Source organism: Dactylosporangium sp. NPDC049742, from assembly GCF_040674675.1.
GTDB lineage: Bacteria > Actinomycetota > Actinomycetes > Mycobacteriales > Micromonosporaceae > Dactylosporangium > Dactylosporangium maewongense.
In genome coordinates, this window is sequence record NZ_JBFANF010000011.1 from 1 (window position 1) to 17,150 (window position 17,150).

General features: G+C 72.2%; 15 protein-coding genes. 1 reads left to right on the forward strand and 14 read right to left on the reverse strand.

Annotated elements, in window-relative coordinates; translation table 11 throughout:
• Positions 1-62 precede the first annotated feature (62 nt).
• On the reverse strand, positions 63-392 hold the full coding sequence (locus AB0J72_RS16325) for an STAS domain-containing protein (protein WP_363399379.1): 330 nt from the start codon (positions 390-392) through the stop codon (positions 63-65).
• Between the two features lie 310 nt (positions 393-702).
• Positions 703-1,830, reverse strand: coding sequence for an FUSC family protein (locus AB0J72_RS16330; protein WP_363399381.1), 1,128 nt, complete (start codon positions 1,828-1,830; stop codon positions 703-705).
• A 96-nt stretch (positions 1,831-1,926) separates the two neighbouring features.
• Between AB0J72_RS16330 and asnB the strand changes: the two genes are divergently transcribed.
• Entirely contained in the window at positions 1,927-3,777 is a 1,851-nt protein-coding gene (gene asnB, locus AB0J72_RS16335; RefSeq protein WP_363399383.1) for an asparagine synthase (glutamine-hydrolyzing), read from the forward strand.
• On the opposite strand, the gene AB0J72_RS16340 is transcribed toward asnB, so the two are convergent.
• From AB0J72_RS16340 to AB0J72_RS16395, 12 genes are all read right to left on the reverse strand, one after another.
• Positions 3,750-4,436 (reverse strand): hypothetical protein, encoded by a 687-nt coding sequence (locus AB0J72_RS16340; protein WP_363399385.1) that lies wholly within the window; start codon positions 4,434-4,436, stop codon positions 3,750-3,752. The genes asnB and AB0J72_RS16340 overlap by 28 nt on opposite strands.
• Positions 4,437-4,499: 63 nt before the next feature.
• Positions 4,500-5,516 carry a 4-hydroxy-2-oxovalerate aldolase gene (dmpG, locus tag AB0J72_RS16345; protein WP_363399387.1) on the reverse strand — a complete coding sequence of 339 codons (1,017 nt, stop codon included), beginning with the start codon at positions 5,514-5,516 and terminating at the stop codon, positions 4,500-4,502.
• Positions 5,513-6,430, reverse strand: a complete 918-nt coding sequence (locus tag AB0J72_RS16350) for an acetaldehyde dehydrogenase (acetylating) (RefSeq protein WP_363399390.1) — start codon at positions 6,428-6,430, stop codon at positions 5,513-5,515. Before AB0J72_RS16350 ends, dmpG begins: the two co-directional genes overlap by 4 nt.
• Position 6,431: 1 nt before the next feature.
• Positions 6,432-7,205 carry a fumarylacetoacetate hydrolase family protein gene (locus AB0J72_RS16355; RefSeq protein WP_363399392.1) on the reverse strand — a complete coding sequence of 258 codons (774 nt, stop codon included), beginning with the start codon at positions 7,203-7,205 and terminating at the stop codon, positions 6,432-6,434.
• Positions 7,202-8,050, reverse strand: a complete 849-nt coding sequence (locus AB0J72_RS16360; RefSeq protein WP_363399394.1) for an alpha/beta fold hydrolase — start codon at positions 8,048-8,050, stop codon at positions 7,202-7,204. Before AB0J72_RS16360 ends, AB0J72_RS16355 begins: the two co-directional genes overlap by 4 nt.
• Positions 8,051-8,090: 40 nt before the next feature.
• Positions 8,091-9,308, reverse strand: coding sequence for an ABC transporter substrate-binding protein (locus AB0J72_RS16365; protein ID WP_363399396.1), 1,218 nt, complete (start codon positions 9,306-9,308; stop codon positions 8,091-8,093).
• Between the two features lie 44 nt (positions 9,309-9,352).
• Entirely contained in the window at positions 9,353-10,072 is a 720-nt protein-coding gene (locus AB0J72_RS16370) for an ABC transporter ATP-binding protein (protein WP_363399398.1), read from the reverse strand.
• Positions 10,069-11,913 (reverse strand): branched-chain amino acid ABC transporter ATP-binding protein/permease, encoded by a 1,845-nt coding sequence (locus AB0J72_RS16375; protein WP_363399400.1) that lies wholly within the window; start codon positions 11,911-11,913, stop codon positions 10,069-10,071. Before AB0J72_RS16375 ends, AB0J72_RS16370 begins: the two co-directional genes overlap by 4 nt.
• The gene (locus tag AB0J72_RS16380; RefSeq protein ID WP_363399402.1) at positions 11,910-12,773 is read right to left on the reverse strand and encodes a branched-chain amino acid ABC transporter permease; all 864 of its coding nucleotides are present in this window, start codon (positions 12,771-12,773) and stop codon (positions 11,910-11,912) included. Before AB0J72_RS16380 ends, AB0J72_RS16375 begins: the two co-directional genes overlap by 4 nt.
• Positions 12,770-13,603: a coniferyl-alcohol dehydrogenase gene (locus AB0J72_RS16385; protein WP_363399404.1), complete on the reverse strand. Its 834-nt coding sequence runs from the start codon at positions 13,601-13,603 to the stop codon at positions 12,770-12,772. Before AB0J72_RS16385 ends, AB0J72_RS16380 begins: the two co-directional genes overlap by 4 nt.
• Positions 13,600-15,315, reverse strand: coding sequence for an FAD-binding protein (locus AB0J72_RS16390; RefSeq protein WP_363399406.1), 1,716 nt, complete (start codon positions 15,313-15,315; stop codon positions 13,600-13,602). Before AB0J72_RS16390 ends, AB0J72_RS16385 begins: the two co-directional genes overlap by 4 nt.
• Entirely contained in the window at positions 15,308-16,993 is a 1,686-nt protein-coding gene (locus tag AB0J72_RS16395; RefSeq protein WP_363399408.1) for a bifunctional 3-(3-hydroxy-phenyl)propionate/3-hydroxycinnamic acid hydroxylase, read from the reverse strand. Before AB0J72_RS16395 ends, AB0J72_RS16390 begins: the two co-directional genes overlap by 8 nt.
• Between the last annotated feature and the right edge of the window lie 157 nt (positions 16,994-17,150).

Sequence of the window (17,150 nt, forward strand, 5' to 3'; positions counted from 1 at the left end):
CATGCCATGCTCACCGGAGCGCATGGCGGTCGCCCATCGGAATTGTGACGATCGTACGACGCTTACCGCGACGGCTCACCCGGCGCCGGCGCGCCTCCGTCGACCATCTCGGGCAGGGCATCCGGTGCGGACAGCTGCACCAGGTGCCGTATCTGCGTCGACGGCCCTAGCAGGGTCAGCCGTCCGCCGAGGTCGCGCAGCCGGCGATGCAGCTCAACGAGGAGGTCGACGCCGGCCGCGTCGACCGACGGGCACCGGGCGAGGTCGACGTGCAGGTGGATCGGGCGCCGACCCAGCGTGCCGGTGAGCATCGTGATGTACAGCGCCAGGTGTCCCATGTCGCGGGGATCCTCGACGACCGCGTCGAACCGTAGCGAACGGCCGCGGGTCACGCCGTGCCTGCCCGGCCCGCGGCGAGCACGGCGATCAGCCGGTACCGGCCGCCGACCATCGGCATGACGTCAACACCTCCAGGTCTTGCCGCACGGCATGGCTCCGCCCAGCGCCGCTGTCGCGATCCTCGCCGCGCGGCATGGCGGACACTCCTCATTCGTGTGACAGTTGTGCGACGAGGCAGGGCCGGCTGCCTCCACACCGCCCGGCCGACTGGGTTCTCCCGCCGGACACCCCGCGACCGCTGGGCGGCCGAAGTTCCGATTCCGGGGAGCGGCCGGCAACGCGAACATCTGTCGTCCGGACGACCTACTCGCCGGCAGCCGGCCGGGTCGTGGCCTCGCGTCGGCCGGCCTCGGCCGCCTCGAGCACCATCCGGTTGGCGGTATCGGCGTCGCAGCCCGTGCTGCGGATCCGGTCGCTGGCGATCGTCCGCAGCTGGGTCACCATCCCCTGCCCGAACTGACCGAGGCCGCTCTCCGACGCCCGCCCAGCCAGGCGCGCCACGTCGCAGGCCGCCGCCCGAATCGGGGTCAACTGCCTCCCGCGGGGGCCGGCTCGCCGCGCGGCCCGGACCGTCGCAGCGACCGCGGCCACCGCGTCCCGGAGTGGTCCGGGCACCCGCTCGCCCTGTTGCAGGCCGTTGGCCGCCCACCGGGCCAGCTCCCGGCACTCCAGCACGATCGGGTCCAGGTGGTCGATCGCGTGCCGGTACCGCTCGACGTCGCTGCGGCGTTTCCACCGCGCCGGCGCGAGCCTCACCACCTCCTCGGCCCCGTTCATCGCCTCGTGCATCCGCCCGAGGTCTGGCTCGAGGGCCCGCAACCGCTCCAGTGCCTGGACCGCGAGGTCCGGCTCATGCTCGTCGAGCGCCCGGGCGACGCGGTCCAGCTCGGCCGCGAGGGTCCCGACGATCGGGGCGGCGGCCCGGTCGAGCACCCGCATCGGGTTGAGCGGCAGCAAGAGCGCCACCACGACGAGCCCGACGACGGCCCCGACGACGGACTCCTCGATCCGCTGCCACCGTACCGCGGGCGTCGCCGCCGACAGCGTGGCGATGAGCACCGCGGAGCTGCCGGCCTGGGCGACGAGCGCCCCGCTGCGCCCCACCATGAACAGCGCGAACCCGACCGATAAGGCGACCACGAGCCCGGTCTGCCACGGCCCGTACCCGATGAGCAGCAACGGCCCGTCACTGACGAGAATGCCGATCGCGACGCCGACCAGCAGCTCGACGGTGCGCCGTGCCCGCTGCCCGAGCGCCGCGACGATGGTGCCGACGGCCGCGCTGGGCGCGAACACAGGCGTCGCGACGCCGAGCAGGCCGTGTGCCACCTCCCACGACACCGCGGCAGCCAACCCGCACTGCAGGGCGATCAGCGCCGTGACCTCCAGCTGCCGCAGCCGGGCCTGCCGAGCCTCCCGGAAGACACCCACATGGCCGCCTGCCCCTGGCTCGGCGCGGCGAACCGCGCGTCGCAGGTCAGGCGTCGCGGGCGATTGTGCCCGGCACTGGACGGGTAGGGCCCAACTATGTGCGGAATTGTCGGGTGGGTCGCGTATGGCCGGAATATCGTCCATGAGCAGTCGGCGCTCCGGGCCATGACGGCCACCGCCGCGCTCCGCGGACCCGATGCCGAAGGGCTTTGGCTCGATCAGCACTGCGGCTTCGGCCATCGCCGGCTGGCCGTGATCGACCTGGCGGGCGGCGTTCAGCCCATGCTCGCCGAAGAGGACCGGCAGCCGACCGTCGCCCTCACCTACAGCGGGGAGGTCTACAACTATCGGGAGCTGCGTGCGGAGCTGCGCACGCTCGGACACGACTTCCGGACCGACTCCGACACCGAGGTCGTGCTCCATGCGTACCTCGAGTGGGGCGAGGACTTCCCCGAACGGCTCAACGGTATGTACGCCTTCGGGGTGTGGGACGGCCGCCAGCAGCGCCTGTTGCTGGTCCGGGACCGGATGGGGGTGAAGCCGCTGTGCTTCCATCCGACGCCGGACGGGGTGCTCTTCGCCTCGGAGCCGAAGAGCATTCTGGCCCATCCGGACGTGTCGGCCGAGGTGGACCTTGACGGGCTGCGGGAGCTGCTGGCGCTGGTGAAAACGCCGGGGCACGGCGTTTATCGGGGGGTGCGCGAGGTCCGGCCGGGCCACGTTGTCGTCGTTGACCGGGATGGGACTCGGACGCGCCGCTACTGGGGGTTGTCGGCGCGACCGCATACGGACGACCTCGACACGACCGTACACACCGTGCGAGACCTGTTGGAAGACATCGTTCGTCGACAGTTGATGGCGGATGTACCGCTGTGCACCCTGCTGTCCGGCGGGCTCGACTCGTCTGCGGTCACCGCGCTCGCCGCTCTCGGGTTGCGGGAACAGGGGCTCGGGTCGGTGCGCTCGTTCGCGGTCGACTTCGTCGGGCAGACCGAGCACTTCCACCCGGACGCGATGCGGCCCGAGCCGGACACGCCCTACGCCCACGAGGTCGCCAAGCACGTCGGCTCCCAGCACGCCGACATCGTGTTGAACAGCGGCGATTTGACGGATTCGTTGTACCGCACGGAGGTCCTGGTCGCCAACGACATCCCGACCAGCCTCGGCGACCTGTACACCTCCTTGTTCCTGCTCTTCCGCGCGGTGCGGGAGCACTCGACCGTCGCGTTGTCCGGCGAGTCGGCGGACGAGGTGTTCGGCGGGTATCGCTGGTTCCACGACCCCGCCGCGGTCAACGCCGACGGGTTCCCCTGGCTGACCGCGATGCCGGGTCGACCGGGCAGCACACAGGGGCTGTTCGCCCCGGAGTTGGAGCGCGCGCTGGATCTGCCCGGGTACCGGGACGCCGCCTATCGGCAGGCACTGACCGAGGTCGATCACCTGCCCGACGAGTCGCCGACCGAGCACCGGATGCGCGAGATCTCCTACCTGCACCTGACCCGATTCCTGCAGGTCCTGCTGGACCGCAAGGACCGGATGAGCATGGCGCACGGGCTGGAGGTCCGAGTGCCGTACTGCGACCACCGGCTGGTGGAGTACGTCTACAACACGCCGTGGTCGATGAAGGCATTCGACGGCCGGGAGAAGAGCGTGCTGCGCGCCGCCGTCGCCGACCTGCTGCCCGAGTCGGTTCTGCGCCGGCGGAAGAGCCCGTACCCGTCGACGCAGGATCCGGTATACGAACGGACGTTGCGCCAGTCGTTGATCGAGGTCGTCGACGACCCGCAGGCACCGATCGCGGACCTGATCAACCCGCAGCGGATCCGGGAGACGCTGGCCGCCCCGCTGGAGGAGAGCGGGTTCGGGATGAGCCGGCGGTCGGTCGAACTGCTGCTCGGCCTCAACCTGTGGCTGCGCCGCTACCCGGTCCGGCTGACGCTCACCTGATCGAGGAGAGCCGCGAGCGCAGGGCCGTGCCGCCGGGCGGCGAACCGGGGCAGTTCCCGCGCCACCAACGGCCGGTACCGGGCGGGCTGTTCGGTGAGCATCTTGTGCAGTCCGGCCAAGGCCCGCCGGCGCACCGGCTCGACCCACTCGACGGCCCGCTCGGCGAGGAACGGTACGTACTCGGGCCGCGGTCGTTCGACCATCGCCGACACTGCGGCTTCGCGCACGTGGCCGTCGGGGTGCAAGCTGGCGAGGGCCCGGGTCACCGGGTTGGAACGCTTGCGTAGCCGGTCGGCGAAGGGTTGCAGCTCGCGCCGGAGGTCACCGCGCCGGGCGTGGAAGAACAGCCCGTCGATCAGCGCCGGCCGGCTGCTCAGTTGCGCGAGCGCGATCGGTGACCGTCGGCGCAGCGCGGCCAGCAGTTGCCGGTAGCCGTCGAGGACCCGGTGCCGCGCACCCGGATCATCGTCACCCACCGGCCCGGGCAGCATCCGCCACGCCGACCGGGTCGTCCTGATCGAGGAGGGGCGCGTCGTCGAGGACGGGCCCGTCGACGAGCTGCTCGCTGCGGGAGGCCGGTTCGCCCGGTTCTGGCAGCAGCAGGAGTCGGCGGCCGGGTGGCGCATCACGGCGGGCCGCGCCGCCGGCTGATCCGCCACGACGCCGGTGCTGGAGCTGGAGGTCGGGCGGCGCGGGCGCCGCCCGGACCGGACGCCGAGGCGTCAGGCTGACGTGCGGACAGCCGTCATCTCCAGCGCGATGTCGACCAGCATGTCCTCCTGTCCGCCGACGAGCCCGCGCCGGCCCGCCTCCATGAGCAGGCTGCGCGGGTCGACGCCGTACGTCGTCGCCGCCGCTTCCGCGTGGCGCAGGAAGCTCGAGTACACCCCGGCGAACCCCAGCGTCAGGGTCTCCCGGTCGACCCGCACCGGCCGGTCCTGCAGCGGCCGCACGAGGTCGTCGGCCGCGTCCTGCAGCGCCAGGAGGTCACAGCCGACGTCCCAGCCCCGCAGCGTGGCCACGGCGACGAACGGTTCGATGGGGCAGTTGCCCGCACCGGCGCCCTGGCCGGCCAGGGACGCGTCGACGCGGTACACCCCCTCCTCCACCGCGGCGAGGGAGTTCGCGACCGACAGCGACAGGTTCTCGTGCGCGTGGATGCCGATCTGCGTGCCGGCGCCGAGCACCTCCCGGTAGGCCCGGACCCGGGCCCGCACGTCCTCGGTGGTCAGCCGGCCGGCGGAGTCGGTGATGTAGACGCAGTGCGCGCCGTAGGACTCCATCAGCCGGGCCTGGGCGGCCAGCTCGGCCGGCTCCAGCATGTGGCTCATCATGAGGAAGCCGGAGACGTCCATCCCGAGGTCGCGGGCCGCGGCGATGTGCTGGGCGGCGACGTCGGCCTCGGTGCAGTGCGTCGCGACCCGCACCGAGGTGACGCCACGGGCGTGGGCCTCGCGCAGGTCGGCGACGGTGCCGACGCCGGGCAGCAGCAGCGTGGTGATCGTCGCCCGGGACGCGGCGGCGACGGCGGCATCGATCCACTCCCAGTCGGTGTGGCTGCCGGGGCCGTAGGTGAGGCTCGACCCGGCGAGCCCGTCGCCGTGGGTCACCTCGATCGCGGCCACGCCGGCCCGGTCCAGCGCGCCGACGATCGCGCCGACCCGCTCCGGGCTGATGCGGTGGCGGATGGCGTGCATCCCGTCCCGCAAGGTCACGTCCTGCAGGTACAGCCCGGTCACGCCGCCACCCCCAGCGCGATGCGCTCGGCGACCCGCATCGCGGCCGAGGTCATGATGTCGAGGTTCCCGGCGTACGCCGGCAGGTAGTGCGCCGCGCCCTCGACCTCCAGGAACACGCTGACCTTCCAGCGGGCCCCGCCGGGCGCGAGCAGCCGCACCTCGTCCGGGTCGACCGCGGCGAACTGCACCGCCTGCTTGAGCCGGTACCCCGGCACGTACACCGCGACGTCGGCGACCATCCGCTCGATCGACGCGCGGACCTCGTCGTGGTCGGCGTCGCCGATGAGGCACAGCACGGTGTCGCGCATGATGAGCGGCGGCTCGGCCGGGTTGAGGATGATGATCGCCTTGCCGCGGCGGGCCCCGCCGACCGACTCCAGCGCGTGGGCGGTGGTCTCGGTGAACTCGTCGATGTTGGCCCGGGTCCCGGGGCCCGCCGAGCGCGACGCGACGGTGGCGACGATCTCGGCGTAGGCGACCGGTGTGACCCGGGAGACGGCCGCCACGATCGGCACCGTCGCCTGGCCCCCGCAGGTCACCATGTTGATGTTCGGCGCGGCCAGGTGCTGCTCGAGGTTGACCGGCGGGATGACGAACGGGCCCAGCGCCGCCGGGGTCAGGTCGATGATCCGCCGGTTGTACGGTGCCAGGGCCGCGGCGTTGGCGAGGTGCGCGGCGGCGCTGGTCGCGTCGAGCACGATCTCGACCGAGCCGAACTCCGGCATCCGGATCAGGCCGTCGACCCCGTCGGAGGTGGTGGCCACGCCCATCCGGCGGGCGCGGGCCAGGCCGTCGGACCCGGGATCGATGCCGACCATGGCCGCCACCTCCAGCGGTCCCCCGGCGCGCTTGATCTTGATCATCAGGTCGGTGCCGATGTTGCCCGATCCGATGATCGCTACGTGGTGAGCCATCTCAGCCTTTCTTCGTGAACGTCGCGGCCACGCGGCCGAGCGGGCCGATCTCGGCCTCGATCCGGTCGCCGTCGCCGACGGCGACCATGGGCCCGAGGGCGCCGGAGAGCACGATGTCGCCGCGGCGCAGCGGCGCTTGCAGTTCGAGCGCGGTGCGGGCCAGCCAGGTCAGGGCGTTGAGCGGGTCGCCGAGGCAGGCCCGGCCGTCGCCCTCGCTGGCCAGTGCCCCGTTGTGGTACATCCGCATCGGCACGTCGGCGGGGGTGAACTCCTCCAGCCGCAGCGGGATGTCGCCGAGCACGAACACCCCGCTGGAGGCGTTGTCGGCGACGGTGTCGGTGATCCCGATGCGCCATCCGGCGACGCGGCTGTCGACCACCTCGATCGCCGCGACGGCGTGCCCGACCGCCGCCGCCACGGCCGCCGGGTCGGCGTCGACGACGTCGGCGGCAAGGACGAAGGCGACCTCCGCCTCGGCCTTGGGCTGCAGGAGCCGCTCCATCGACACCGAAGGCCCGCACAGCATGTCGTCGAAGAGCACCCCGAAGTCGGGCCGGTCGACGCCGACCTGCCGCTGGACGGCCGCGGAGGTCAGGCCGATCTTCCGCCCGACGATCCGTGCCCCGCCGGCCAGCCGCCGGGCGGTGAGGATCGACTGCACCGCGTAGGCGATGCCGATGTCGGTGCCGCCGATGAGGTCGGCGACCGGCGCGCACGGCACGCCGGTGCGCACCGCCTGCTCGAGCCGGTCGGCCGCCGCGATGACCGGGTTCATGCGGCGACCGCCAGGTGCTCCAGGGCGACGCGGTGGAAGGCGTCCGGCTGCTCCCACTGCGGCCAGTGCCCGGCCCGGTCGATGAGCGCGAAGCGGCCGTGCGGCAGCCGTTCGGCCATCTCCAGGCCGGCGGCGGCGGGCCCCGACGGGTCGTCGCTGGTCCACACGACGACCGTCGGCGCTGTGACGGCCTCCAGCTCCGCGGGCGTGATGAGGTTGCGCCGGCGGACGTCAGGGTCCTGCAGGCACAGCAGGTGCCGCATCGACGTGGCGAACCCGGGCCGGGCATAGATCGCCTGCCGGATCGCCACCAGCTCCTCGGTCACCGACGCCGGGTCGGCCATGAGCCATGCCAGCCGCGCCCGGATGCGCTCCGGGGTCGGGTCGTCGGCCGCGGCCTGGCTGAGGGTCCGGATGCGCTCCATCACCTCCGGCGTCGCCATCGTCCCTCCGGGGGTGTTCAGCACGAGGCGGCCGACCCGGTCCGGGTGGGCCGCGGCGAACTTGACCGCGACCCAGCCGCCGAGCGATTCGCCGCTGAGGTGCGCGCGCTCCACGCCGAGGGTGTCGAGCAGGCCGTGCAGGTGCTCGGTGTAGTCGGCGATCTCGAGATCACGGGTGGCGAGGGTGGTGCGCCCGTGGCCGGGGAAGTCGTAGGCGATCACCCGGAAGCGTCCGGCGAGCGCCGGCACGTTGCGTGCGTACGCCTCCAGGTGACCGCCCGTGCCGTGCATGAGGACGAGCGGCTCACCCGTGCCGGCCTCCAGCACGCGCGTCGACCACGCTCCGACCTGGACGGTGTGGACGCGGAAGGCGGTCGTGGCAAGGTCGGTCCAGAGTGTCATCGCTGTCCTTTCCGGGCTCTTCGACGGGGGCGGAAAGTGGCTAGGAACCGACCTGGTACTGGCCGTTGACCTGGGCGGAGGACGGAATGAACGGGAAGTCGTCCGGCGTCGGCGTCGGCGTGTGCTTGTCCTTCGTGAACGTGTACTGCTTCTCGGTGAGCCAGTACCCGTCGGGGACCTTGAGGTTGTAGACGGCCTGGACCAGCGAGGTGGGCAGGTCCTTGAGCGCGCCGTCGCTCGACGCCGCGGCCGCGATGAGGCGCAGCTGGTCCCAGGCCAGGGACGGCGTCGACAGGCTGTTCTGGATCGGCTGGCCGCCGGAGTACCGGGTGAGGAAGTCCTTGAAGACCGGGGACTGCTGCGCCTCGGGCACGGCGACCTCGACCTTGAACACGAGGATCTCGAGGTTCTTGTTGGCCTCCGGGGAGCCGTACTTGAACGGACCGCCCGCGGTGAGCGACATGCCGCTGCCGGCGATCGTCGGGATGTTCACGGCGCCGGTCTGGACCCGCGCCTGCAGCAGCCGGGTCGCCGCGTCGCCGGTGGTGTCGATGTAGGCGAAGTCGGGGTTGGCGTCGAGCATCCGCCGGTAGGAGACGGACAGGTCGATGTCGGTCGGCACGAACTCGAAGTTCTTCACCTCGATGCCGCTGCCTTCCAACTGGGTCTTTACCGCCTGGACGACGCCCTTGCCGTACTCGTCCTGGGAGACGAGCAGGCCGAGGCGCTTGGCGCCCTTGGACTCCAGGTGCTTGCGCAGCCCGGTCAGCTGGGCGGCGCTGTTGGGCACGCTCTGGAAGTGGTACGGGTACTTCTGCGGGTCGTTGAGCAGCGGGCTGGCACCGAAGGCGACGGACGTGATCTTGCTGCGGGTGAGCAGCGGCACCATGGCGAGCGCTTCCGCGCTGGTGCCGCTGGGGATCACGACGTCAGGCAGGTTGTTGCCGGAGAGCTCCTCCTGCAGGAGGCTGACGGCGCGGCGCGCGTCGCCCTGGGAGTCCTTCACCTTGATGACCACGTTGCGGCCCTTGACGCCGCCGTTCTCGTTGATGGACTTGGCGGCCGCGTCGAGCGCCTTGGTGGTGGCCGCGACCGTCGTCGCGGCAGGGCCGGTGACGCCACCGATGAACAGCACGTCGAAGTTCTCGGTGGTGCCCTTGTCGGCGGCGTCGTCACCGCAGCCCGCGGTGAGCAGGACGAGCGCCGCACCGGCGGCGACGAGCGAGCGGTATCTGCTGGACCTTCCGGATGACTGCATGGCCTTGCCTCTTTCGGGGTGAAGGGGGGCGGGGGTGTGGCCCGTCACAAGACGTCCTCGGCCATGTAGGCGCGCTGGATCGCTTCGCGAAGGCCCGAATCGGTGGCGTGACCGGAATGGACGGTGCGGCCGAGGTTGAGGACCACGACCCGGTCGGCCGCGGCCAGCGCGAACTCCACCGCCTGCTCCACCAGCAGGACGGCGAGCCCACGCGTGCGCAGGTCGCGGATGACGTCGAGCACCTGCCCGACGATCGCGGGGGCGAGACCCGCGGACGGTTCGTCGAGCAGCAGGACCCTGGGGTCGGCGATCAGGGCCTGGGCGATGGCCAGCATCTGCTGCTGGCCGCCGCTGAGCTGCGCGGCCCGGAGCTTGCGCCGCTCGGCGAGCAGCGGGAACCGCTCGTACATCTCCCCCATGAGCTCGCGGCCCCGCGTGGTGCTGCTGGCCGCGTACGTGCCCAGGAGCAGGTTCTCCTCGACCGTGCGGGACCGGAAGATGCGCTTGCCCTCCTGGACGTAGGCGATGCCGGCCCGGGCCCGGCGGTAGGCCGGCATGGTGGCGAGGTCGGCGCCGTCGAGCGTGGCGCGGCCCGACGTGATCCGGTTCAGGCCGGCGATGGCCCGCAGGGTCGTGGTCTTGCCGGCGCCGTTACGGCCCAGCAGCGCGGTGACGCTCCCGGCGTCGACGCTGAGGGTGGCGTCGGTGACGACGCGCAGGTCGCCGTAGCCGCAGGCGATGGCCTGCACTTCCAACGTGCTCATGCCTGGCCCGCCTTCTCGCCGGCGGTGCGTCCGGCCGTCACCCGGGTGCCGGTGATCTCGCCGCCCGCACCCAGGTAGGTCCGCACGACCGTGGGGTCGGCGGCGATCTGCGCCGGTGTGCCGGTCGCGATGACCTGCCCCTCGGCCAGCACCACGATGCTGTCCGCGACCGCTTTGACGAGTGAGAAGTTGTGTTCGACGAGGACCACCGTGACGCCGGCGGCCCGCATCTTCGTCAGGACCCGCACCAGGCCCTGGATGTCCTCCTCGTCGAGCCCGGACGCGACCTCGTCCAGCAGCACGAGCGCGCTGCCGCCGGCGATCGCCCGGCCGAGCTCCAGCAGCCGGCGGGTGCCGAGCGCGAGCTCCGCGGCCGGCAGGTCGGCGTACCGGTCCAGCCCGAGCGCCCGCATGATCTCGCGGCTGCCGCGGCGCTCCTCGGCGAGTGCCTTCCAGTGCCGGGGCAGCCGCAGCGCGGTGGCGAGCAGGGACACCGGGTGGCTGCCGAGCCGGCCGGTGATGATGGTGTCGGCGACGGTCAGACCCTGCGGGATCAGCGGGGTCTGGAACGTCCGGCCGACGCCGCGCCGGGCCACCCGGTGTGCGGGGAGGCCGGAGACGACCCGGTCCCCGAGCGTGACCGTGCCCGCGTCGGCGCCGTAGTAGCCGGAGATCAGGTTCATGATCGTGGTCTTGCCCGATCCGTTGGGCCCGACGAGTGCCGTGATCTGGCCGGGGAGGGCGTCGAACGACACCCCGTCGACGGCGAGGTTGCCGCCGAACCGTTTGGTCACGCCCCGCACCGCCAGCGGCTGACCGTCGACGGCGGGCAGGTCCACCGCCGTGTCGTGGGCCTCGTGCGGGTCGGCGGTCGCCGGCTCGCGGCGCCGGTTCCTCCTGAGCCGGCCGACGAGCCTGGTGGTGACGCCGGCGAGCCCGTTGCGCAGCAGCAGCCCGCCGATGATGAGGAAGACGCCGTACGCGACGAGGGCGTACTTGTCGAAGACGGTGACCCGCAGCGGCCCGATCTGCATGATCGCCGCGCCGATGATCGCCCCGTACACGCTCGTCGGCCCGCCGAGGATGCCGGCGGCCAGGATGATGATCGACAGTTCGAGCCCGAAGGTCAGCGGCGACAGGTAGGCGTCGACGTAGGCGGCGAAGCAGCCGGCGATCCCGGCGGGGACGGCGCCGATCGCGTACGCGACGATCTTGGTGCCGTGCGGTGAGGTGCCGACGGCGGCGGCCAGGATCGGGCTCTGCTTGAGCACGAGCAGCGACGCGCCGTGCCGGGACACCGCGATGTTGCGGAAGATGACGAACCACAGCGCGGTGACGGCGATGACGACGACGTAGAACGCCGGGCCGTCGAGGTCGATGCCGAAGACCGCCGGCGCCGGGATGCCGATCATCCCCTCGTAGCCGCCGAGGCGGTCGCCGAACGCGTTGACGATCGACGGGATGAGCAGGACCACGAAGAAGGAGGTGATCGCGAGGGTCCAGCCGCCGAGGCGCAGCCCGGGCAGCCCGGTGACCACACCCACGAGCACGGCGACGAGGACGGAGGCCGCCATCGCGACGAGCAGGTCGTTGATCACCGCCGTCGCCAGGTAGCCGGTCGCGTAGGCGCCGGCCGCGTAGATCGGGACCTGCGCCAGTGCCAGCTCGCCGGCGTACCCCAGCGTGAGGTTGAGCCCGCTGACGACCAGGGCGAGGATCGCCACGAGGGTGACGAGCCGCAGCGTCGCGCCGCTCGCGCCGAGCCAGGGCAGGGCGATGATCAGCCCGACCGCGACGGCCCACGCACCGGCCAGGGGGCGTACCGCGATGCCCTGGGTCATACCGCTCTCACCTTCCGATCGCCGAAGAGTCCTTGCGGGAACGCCAGCAGCACGACCGCGAACACACCGAAGACGACGACGTCGCGGTAGAGCGGCCCGATGTAGCGGGCGCCGAACGCTTCGATGAGGCCGATGCCGAAGGCGGCGATCAGCACCCCGCGGTGGCTGCCGACCCCGCCGAGCACCAGCACGACGAAGCCCTTGACGGCCAGCACCAGCGCCAGCGAGGTCGCGGCGAAGGTCTTGGAGACCAGCAACGGTCCGAGCAGGCCGCCGGCGGCCGACGCCACCGCGAAGCCCCACATCGACAGGCCGCCGACGTTGATGCCGCGCAACTGAGCCGCCTCGCGGTCGTCGGTCTGAGCCAGTGCCGCCAGGCCGACCCTGGTGCGGTGGGTGACCAGATGCAGCCCGACCGCGAGGACGATGGCGGCCGCGACGATGATCAGGTCGAGCGGCTGCGCCCGGCCGCCGAGCAGGACGACGGTCTGCTCCGGTCCGAAGAACGGCACGCGCAGCGCGTCGGTGCCGAAGGCGACGGCGATGACCCCGGTGATGACGGTGGCGACGCCGATCATGGTGACCAGTTCGGCGCTGCCGGACGTGTTGCGCAGCGGCCGGATGGCGAACCGTTCCTCGATCAGCCCGACGGCGCCGGCGATGAGGAAGGCGATCAGGAACACCAGCACCGTCGGCAGGCCGCCGATGCTGTGCGCCCAGTAGGCCACGAACATCCCGAGGACCATGAGGTTGGCGTGCGCGAAGTTGAGCACGCCGGAGGCCAGGAAGGTCACGTTGTAGCCGAGGGCGACCATCGCGTAGATCGCGCCCGTGGTCAGTCCAGCGATGATCTCGGTCAAGGTCGGTCTCCTGACGGTGCGGCGGTGCCGACGCTGCCTGTGCGGTGCGGCAGCTGTCCGGTGGCGACGCCGGCCAGGTATCCGCCGTCGGCCCAGATCACCTGCCCGCTGACGTAGCTGGCGTCGTCGCTGTTGAGGAAGGCCAGCACGCTCGCCTGCTCCTCGGGCTCGGCGACCCGGCCCAGCGGCTTCGGGATGGCGTCGAGGAAGGCGTCGCCGCGGGCCGCCCGGGAGGCGTCGAGGATCGGGGTCGCGGTCAGCCCCGGCGCGACGCAGTTGATCCGGATGCCACGCCCGGCGAGCGCGACGGCGCGCGTCATCGTGTACCAGACGATCGCGTCCTTCGAGACGGAGTAGCCGGTGCCGATGCCGGCCGCGTGGTCCCGGCACCAGCGGGTCGCCTCGGCCCGGTCCTGCGTGGCGAGCAGTCCCGCGACCAGCTCGCGCCGCTCCAGGTAGTGCGAGGCGGCGATCGACGCGGTGTTCACCACCGCGGCGCCGGGCTCCATCCGCTCCAGCAACGCCTCGGTCAGCTCCCTCGTGCCGACGAAGTTGACCCCGACGATCGTCGCCGGGTCGATGGCGCCGGACAGGCCGGCGACGTTGAACAGGGCGTCGACGGGACCGCCGACCGCCTCGACCGCCGCGCCGATGGAGGCGGAGTCGGCGAGGTCGACGCGGACGAACCGGGCGACCGGCGCTGTCGTCGGGGCCCGGTCCAGGCCGGTCACCCGGGCGCCGCGCCGGTGCAGCAGATGGACGAGGCGCTCGCCGATGCCCGACGCGCAGCCGGTGACCACGACACTCCGTCCGGCGTATCCCCGGCTCATCCGGTCACCCCGCTCGCCGCGATGTCGTTTGCCGCGACGTACGCGAACGTCATCGCCGGGCCGAGGGTGGCGCCCGCTCCCGCGTAGCTGCGGCCCATGATCGTGGCGGCGACGTTGCCGGTCGCGTACAGGCCGGGGATGGCCGCACCGCCGGTGTCCAGCGCGCGGGCGCGCTCGTCGGTCAGCACGCCGCCGTTGGTGCCCAGGTCGGACAGGATCAGGGCGAAGGCGTAGTACGGGCCGGCGCCGAGGGGTCTGAGGTTGGGCACGGGCAAGGTGATGTCGCTGTAGTAGCGGTCGTACACGCTTTCCCCCCGGTGGAAGTCGTCGTCGCGGCCGGCCTCGGCGAGCGTGTTGTAGCGCTCGGTGGTGCGGCGGAGCCGGTCGGCCGGCACCCCCATCCGCTCGGCGAGCTCGTCGATGCTCCGGCCGGTCACCACCGAGCCCGACGCGAGCCAGGAGCGGGGCAGTCTCCGTCCGGTCGGGACCGGCGCGAAGGGGATTCTGGGCAGCGGCAGGTGCCCGAAGACGACGTAGCGCCGCCAGCACCAGTCGTCGGTGATGAGCCAGGACGGGATGTGCCGGACGCCGGCCGCCTCGCCGGCGATCATCGCGTGGCCGAAGTCCTCGTAGGGCGCGGCCTCGTTGATGTACCGGTCGCCGGCGCCGTTGACGATGAACTGGGCCGGCATCATCCGCTCGTTGAGGCTGAACTGCACGCGCCCGCCACCCCAGGCGACCGCCGGGTACCACCAGGCGTTGTCCATGAGGGCGGTGTCCGCGCCGGCCGCCCGGGCGGCGACGATGCCGTCGCCGGTGTTGGCGGTGGCACCGAGGCTCAGGGTGTGGTCGGCGAACGGCTGGTGCGTGCGGCGCAGCGCCGGGTCGTGGTCGAACCCGCCGGAGGCCAGGATGACGCCGCCCCTGGCCCGGACCCGCCGCACCGTCCCGCGGTGGCTGACCTCGGCGCCGACGACCCGGCCGGTCTCGTCGGTGATCAGCGACGTCATCGGTGCTTCCAACCAGAGGTCGAGCCGCTTCTCCCGGAACGCGAGCATCAGCCGGGCCATGAGGGCCTGACCCATGGTCACGATCCGTTCGCCGGACAGCCGCGCCCGCACCATCCGCCAGAGCAGGCGGAGGAAGACCCGCTTGCCCTTCCAGGTCTGCCGCAGCCGGTAGAAGTCGACGAGCTCGTTGGGTCCGATCCAGAAGCCGCTCGGCGCGACGGCGTGCGGGGGCAGCAGGCGCGCGGCGTCGGCGCCGAGGCGGCGCAGGTCGATCGGCGGGATGTTGATGACGCTGCCCTCGGCGGAGCCGCCGGGCGCCTCGGGGTAGTAGTCGGGATAGCCGGGCTTCCACACGAACTGCAGGTGTTCGCTGGTGCCCTCCAGGAAGGTGAGCATGGCGGCGGCGTGCTCCAGGTAGGCCTGGAGCCGGGCCTCGCTCACCGTGCCCTCGGTGATGTGCCGCAGGTACGTGAGGGTGTCGTCGCGGTCCAGGTGGACGCCGGCCCGGGTCTGCGCCGGCGCGCCCGGCACCCACAGCCCGCCGCCGGACAGTGCGCTGGAGCCGCCGAACCGGTCGGCCTTCTCGACCACCAGCGTCGACAGTCCACGTGCGTCGGCGGTGAGCGCCGCGGTCAGCCCGCCGGCGCCCGAGCCGACGACCAGGACGTCGACCGTGTGGTCGTACCCGTTGCGATCAGCCATGATCGGTCACCTCCACCGTGGCCCGGCGCGGCCCGCTGAGGGCGAGCGCGTTGGCGAGCCTGCGCGACACCTCGGACGCCTCCTGCGCGATCGACGCGGCGGCCACGCAGCGGTCGGGGCGCAGGAACACCACCGACTCGGTGTGCGTGTCGAACCACGTCTTCAGGCGGCCGAGGTCGCCGACGACGAGGACCTCCGGCGGGAAGGCGGTGCGGCCGAGCTGCTCCTTCGGCACGATCGCGACCAGCCGGGCGCCGAGCCCACGCCACATGTGCAGCGCCTCGTCGTCGAGGATCGCCGTCGGGTCGTTGTTCCAGCACAGCACGGCGAACCAGGTGCCGAGGGCGTCGTCGAGCAACACCGTGCCCTCGAGGGTCTCCACGTGCGGCTGGATGAAGAGCCGGCCGACCGGCGACTGCGGGCTCGCCGCCGGCACGATCGCGCCGCTCTCGTACCGTGGCATGGGTTTGAAGCGCATCTCGACGACGTAGCGCTTGAGCGACGGCAGCAGCGACGCGGCGCCGGCCACCCGGTCGCGCAGCCACGCCAGGGGGCGGCTGCGGATCGAGATGATGCGCCCGACCGTGGTCGACAGGTCGATCATCGCCTTGGCGTGTCCCCGGCGTTCCGCGTCATACGTGCCGAGCAGGTCCTCGCCGCAGTGCCCGGCCACGACCGCGGCCAGCTTCCAGCCGAGGTTCATCGCGTCGCGGATGCCGCTGTTGTACCCCTGCCCCTGCCAGACCGGCATGAGGTGCGCGGCGTCGCCGGCGATCAGGACGCGGCCCTTACGGAAGGTGCCGGCGATGCGTGAGTGGTGCGTGTAGACGCGGTGCCGGATGATGTGGACCTCCGCCGGCCGGGGCACGAACGGCGCGAGGAGCCGGTGCAGGAACTCGGGGCGCTCGACCTGCTCGTCGGTCTCGTCGGCCATCACCATGAACTCGAAGCGGCGGATGCCGTGCGCGATCGAGATGGACGCGAACGGCCGGGCCGGATCGGCGCCCACGTAGCTGTTCGGCGAGCCCAGCGGGTCGTTCTCGATGTCGACGACGACCCAGCGCGTCGAGGAGGTCGTGCCGTCGAAGGTCGTGCCGAGCAGCTGCCTGGTGCTGCTGCGGCCGCCGTCGCAGCCGACGAGATACCGCGCCCGGACCTCCCGGACCTCACTCGCTGGTCCCTGCAGCCGCACGGTCACCGCGTCGCCGCCGGCCTCGTACGACTCCATCCGCAGCTGCCAGGCGACCTCGACCGACGCGTGCCGCACCAGACCGGCGAGCAGCTCCGCGTCCACGAGCGGCTGGACGAAGCCGCTGCGCTTGGGCCAGCCGAAGTCCCTGCCGCTGGGTGCGATCTCGGCAAGCAGCCGGCCTTTGCCGTTGACGAAGCGGAGAATCTGGTTGGGGATGGTGTGCCGCTGGACCTGTGCGGCGAGGCCGATCGACTGGAACGTGCGCAGGGACTCGTCGTCGATCCCGACCCCGCGGGGGTAGTCGATCAGGGCGGCCCGCTCGTCGACGACGAGCACCTGGATGCCTCTCGCGCCGAGGATGTTCGCCAGGGTCAGCCCGACGGGGCCGGCGCCGACCACGACGACGTCGACGCGGCCGCCGGCGGTGTCCAGCTGCGGGACATCTGCGGGCTCGTGCGTCACGGCGGGGATCTCAACGTCGCGCATCTTCACCTCGTGTATCTATCGCACATGTTGTTGCGATAGTCGAACGTTAACGAGCGACATCCCGAGCCGTCAAGGGATCACTTCGAGCCGTTCTCCGCAGGTCACGCAGGGTGTACGGGCAGCGTGAGGCGCCGCCCCACGGCCGGGCCGTGGGGCG

What these genes read in the sequence shown, in the direction of transcription:
- asnB (WP_363399383.1), top strand. Translation starts at nt 1,927, where the DNA reads ATGTGCGGAATTGTCGGGTGGGTCGCGTATGGCCGGAATATCGTCCAT.
- AB0J72_RS16350 (WP_363399390.1), bottom strand. Translation starts at nt 6,430, where the DNA reads ATGGCTCACCACGTAGCGATCATCGGATCGGGCAACATCGGCACCGAC.
- AB0J72_RS16355 (WP_363399392.1), bottom strand. Translation starts at nt 7,205, where the DNA reads ATGAACCCGGTCATCGCGGCGGCCGACCGGCTCGAGCAGGCGGTGCGC.
- AB0J72_RS16360 (WP_363399394.1), bottom strand. Translation starts at nt 8,050, where the DNA reads ATGACACTCTGGACCGACCTTGCCACGACCGCCTTCCGCGTCCACACC.
- AB0J72_RS16365 (WP_363399396.1), bottom strand. Translation starts at nt 9,308, where the DNA reads ATGCAGTCATCCGGAAGGTCCAGCAGATACCGCTCGCTCGTCGCCGCC.
- AB0J72_RS16370 (WP_363399398.1), bottom strand. Translation starts at nt 10,072, where the DNA reads ATGAGCACGTTGGAAGTGCAGGCCATCGCCTGCGGCTACGGCGACCTG.
- AB0J72_RS16375 (WP_363399400.1), bottom strand. Translation starts at nt 11,913, where the DNA reads ATGACCCAGGGCATCGCGGTACGCCCCCTGGCCGGTGCGTGGGCCGTC.
- AB0J72_RS16385 (WP_363399404.1), bottom strand. Translation starts at nt 13,603, where the DNA reads ATGAGCCGGGGATACGCCGGACGGAGTGTCGTGGTCACCGGCTGCGCG.
- AB0J72_RS16390 (WP_363399406.1), bottom strand. Translation starts at nt 15,315, where the DNA reads ATGGCTGATCGCAACGGGTACGACCACACGGTCGACGTCCTGGTCGTC.
- AB0J72_RS16395 (WP_363399408.1), bottom strand. Translation starts at nt 16,993, where the DNA reads ATGCGCGACGTTGAGATCCCCGCCGTGACGCACGAGCCCGCAGATGTC.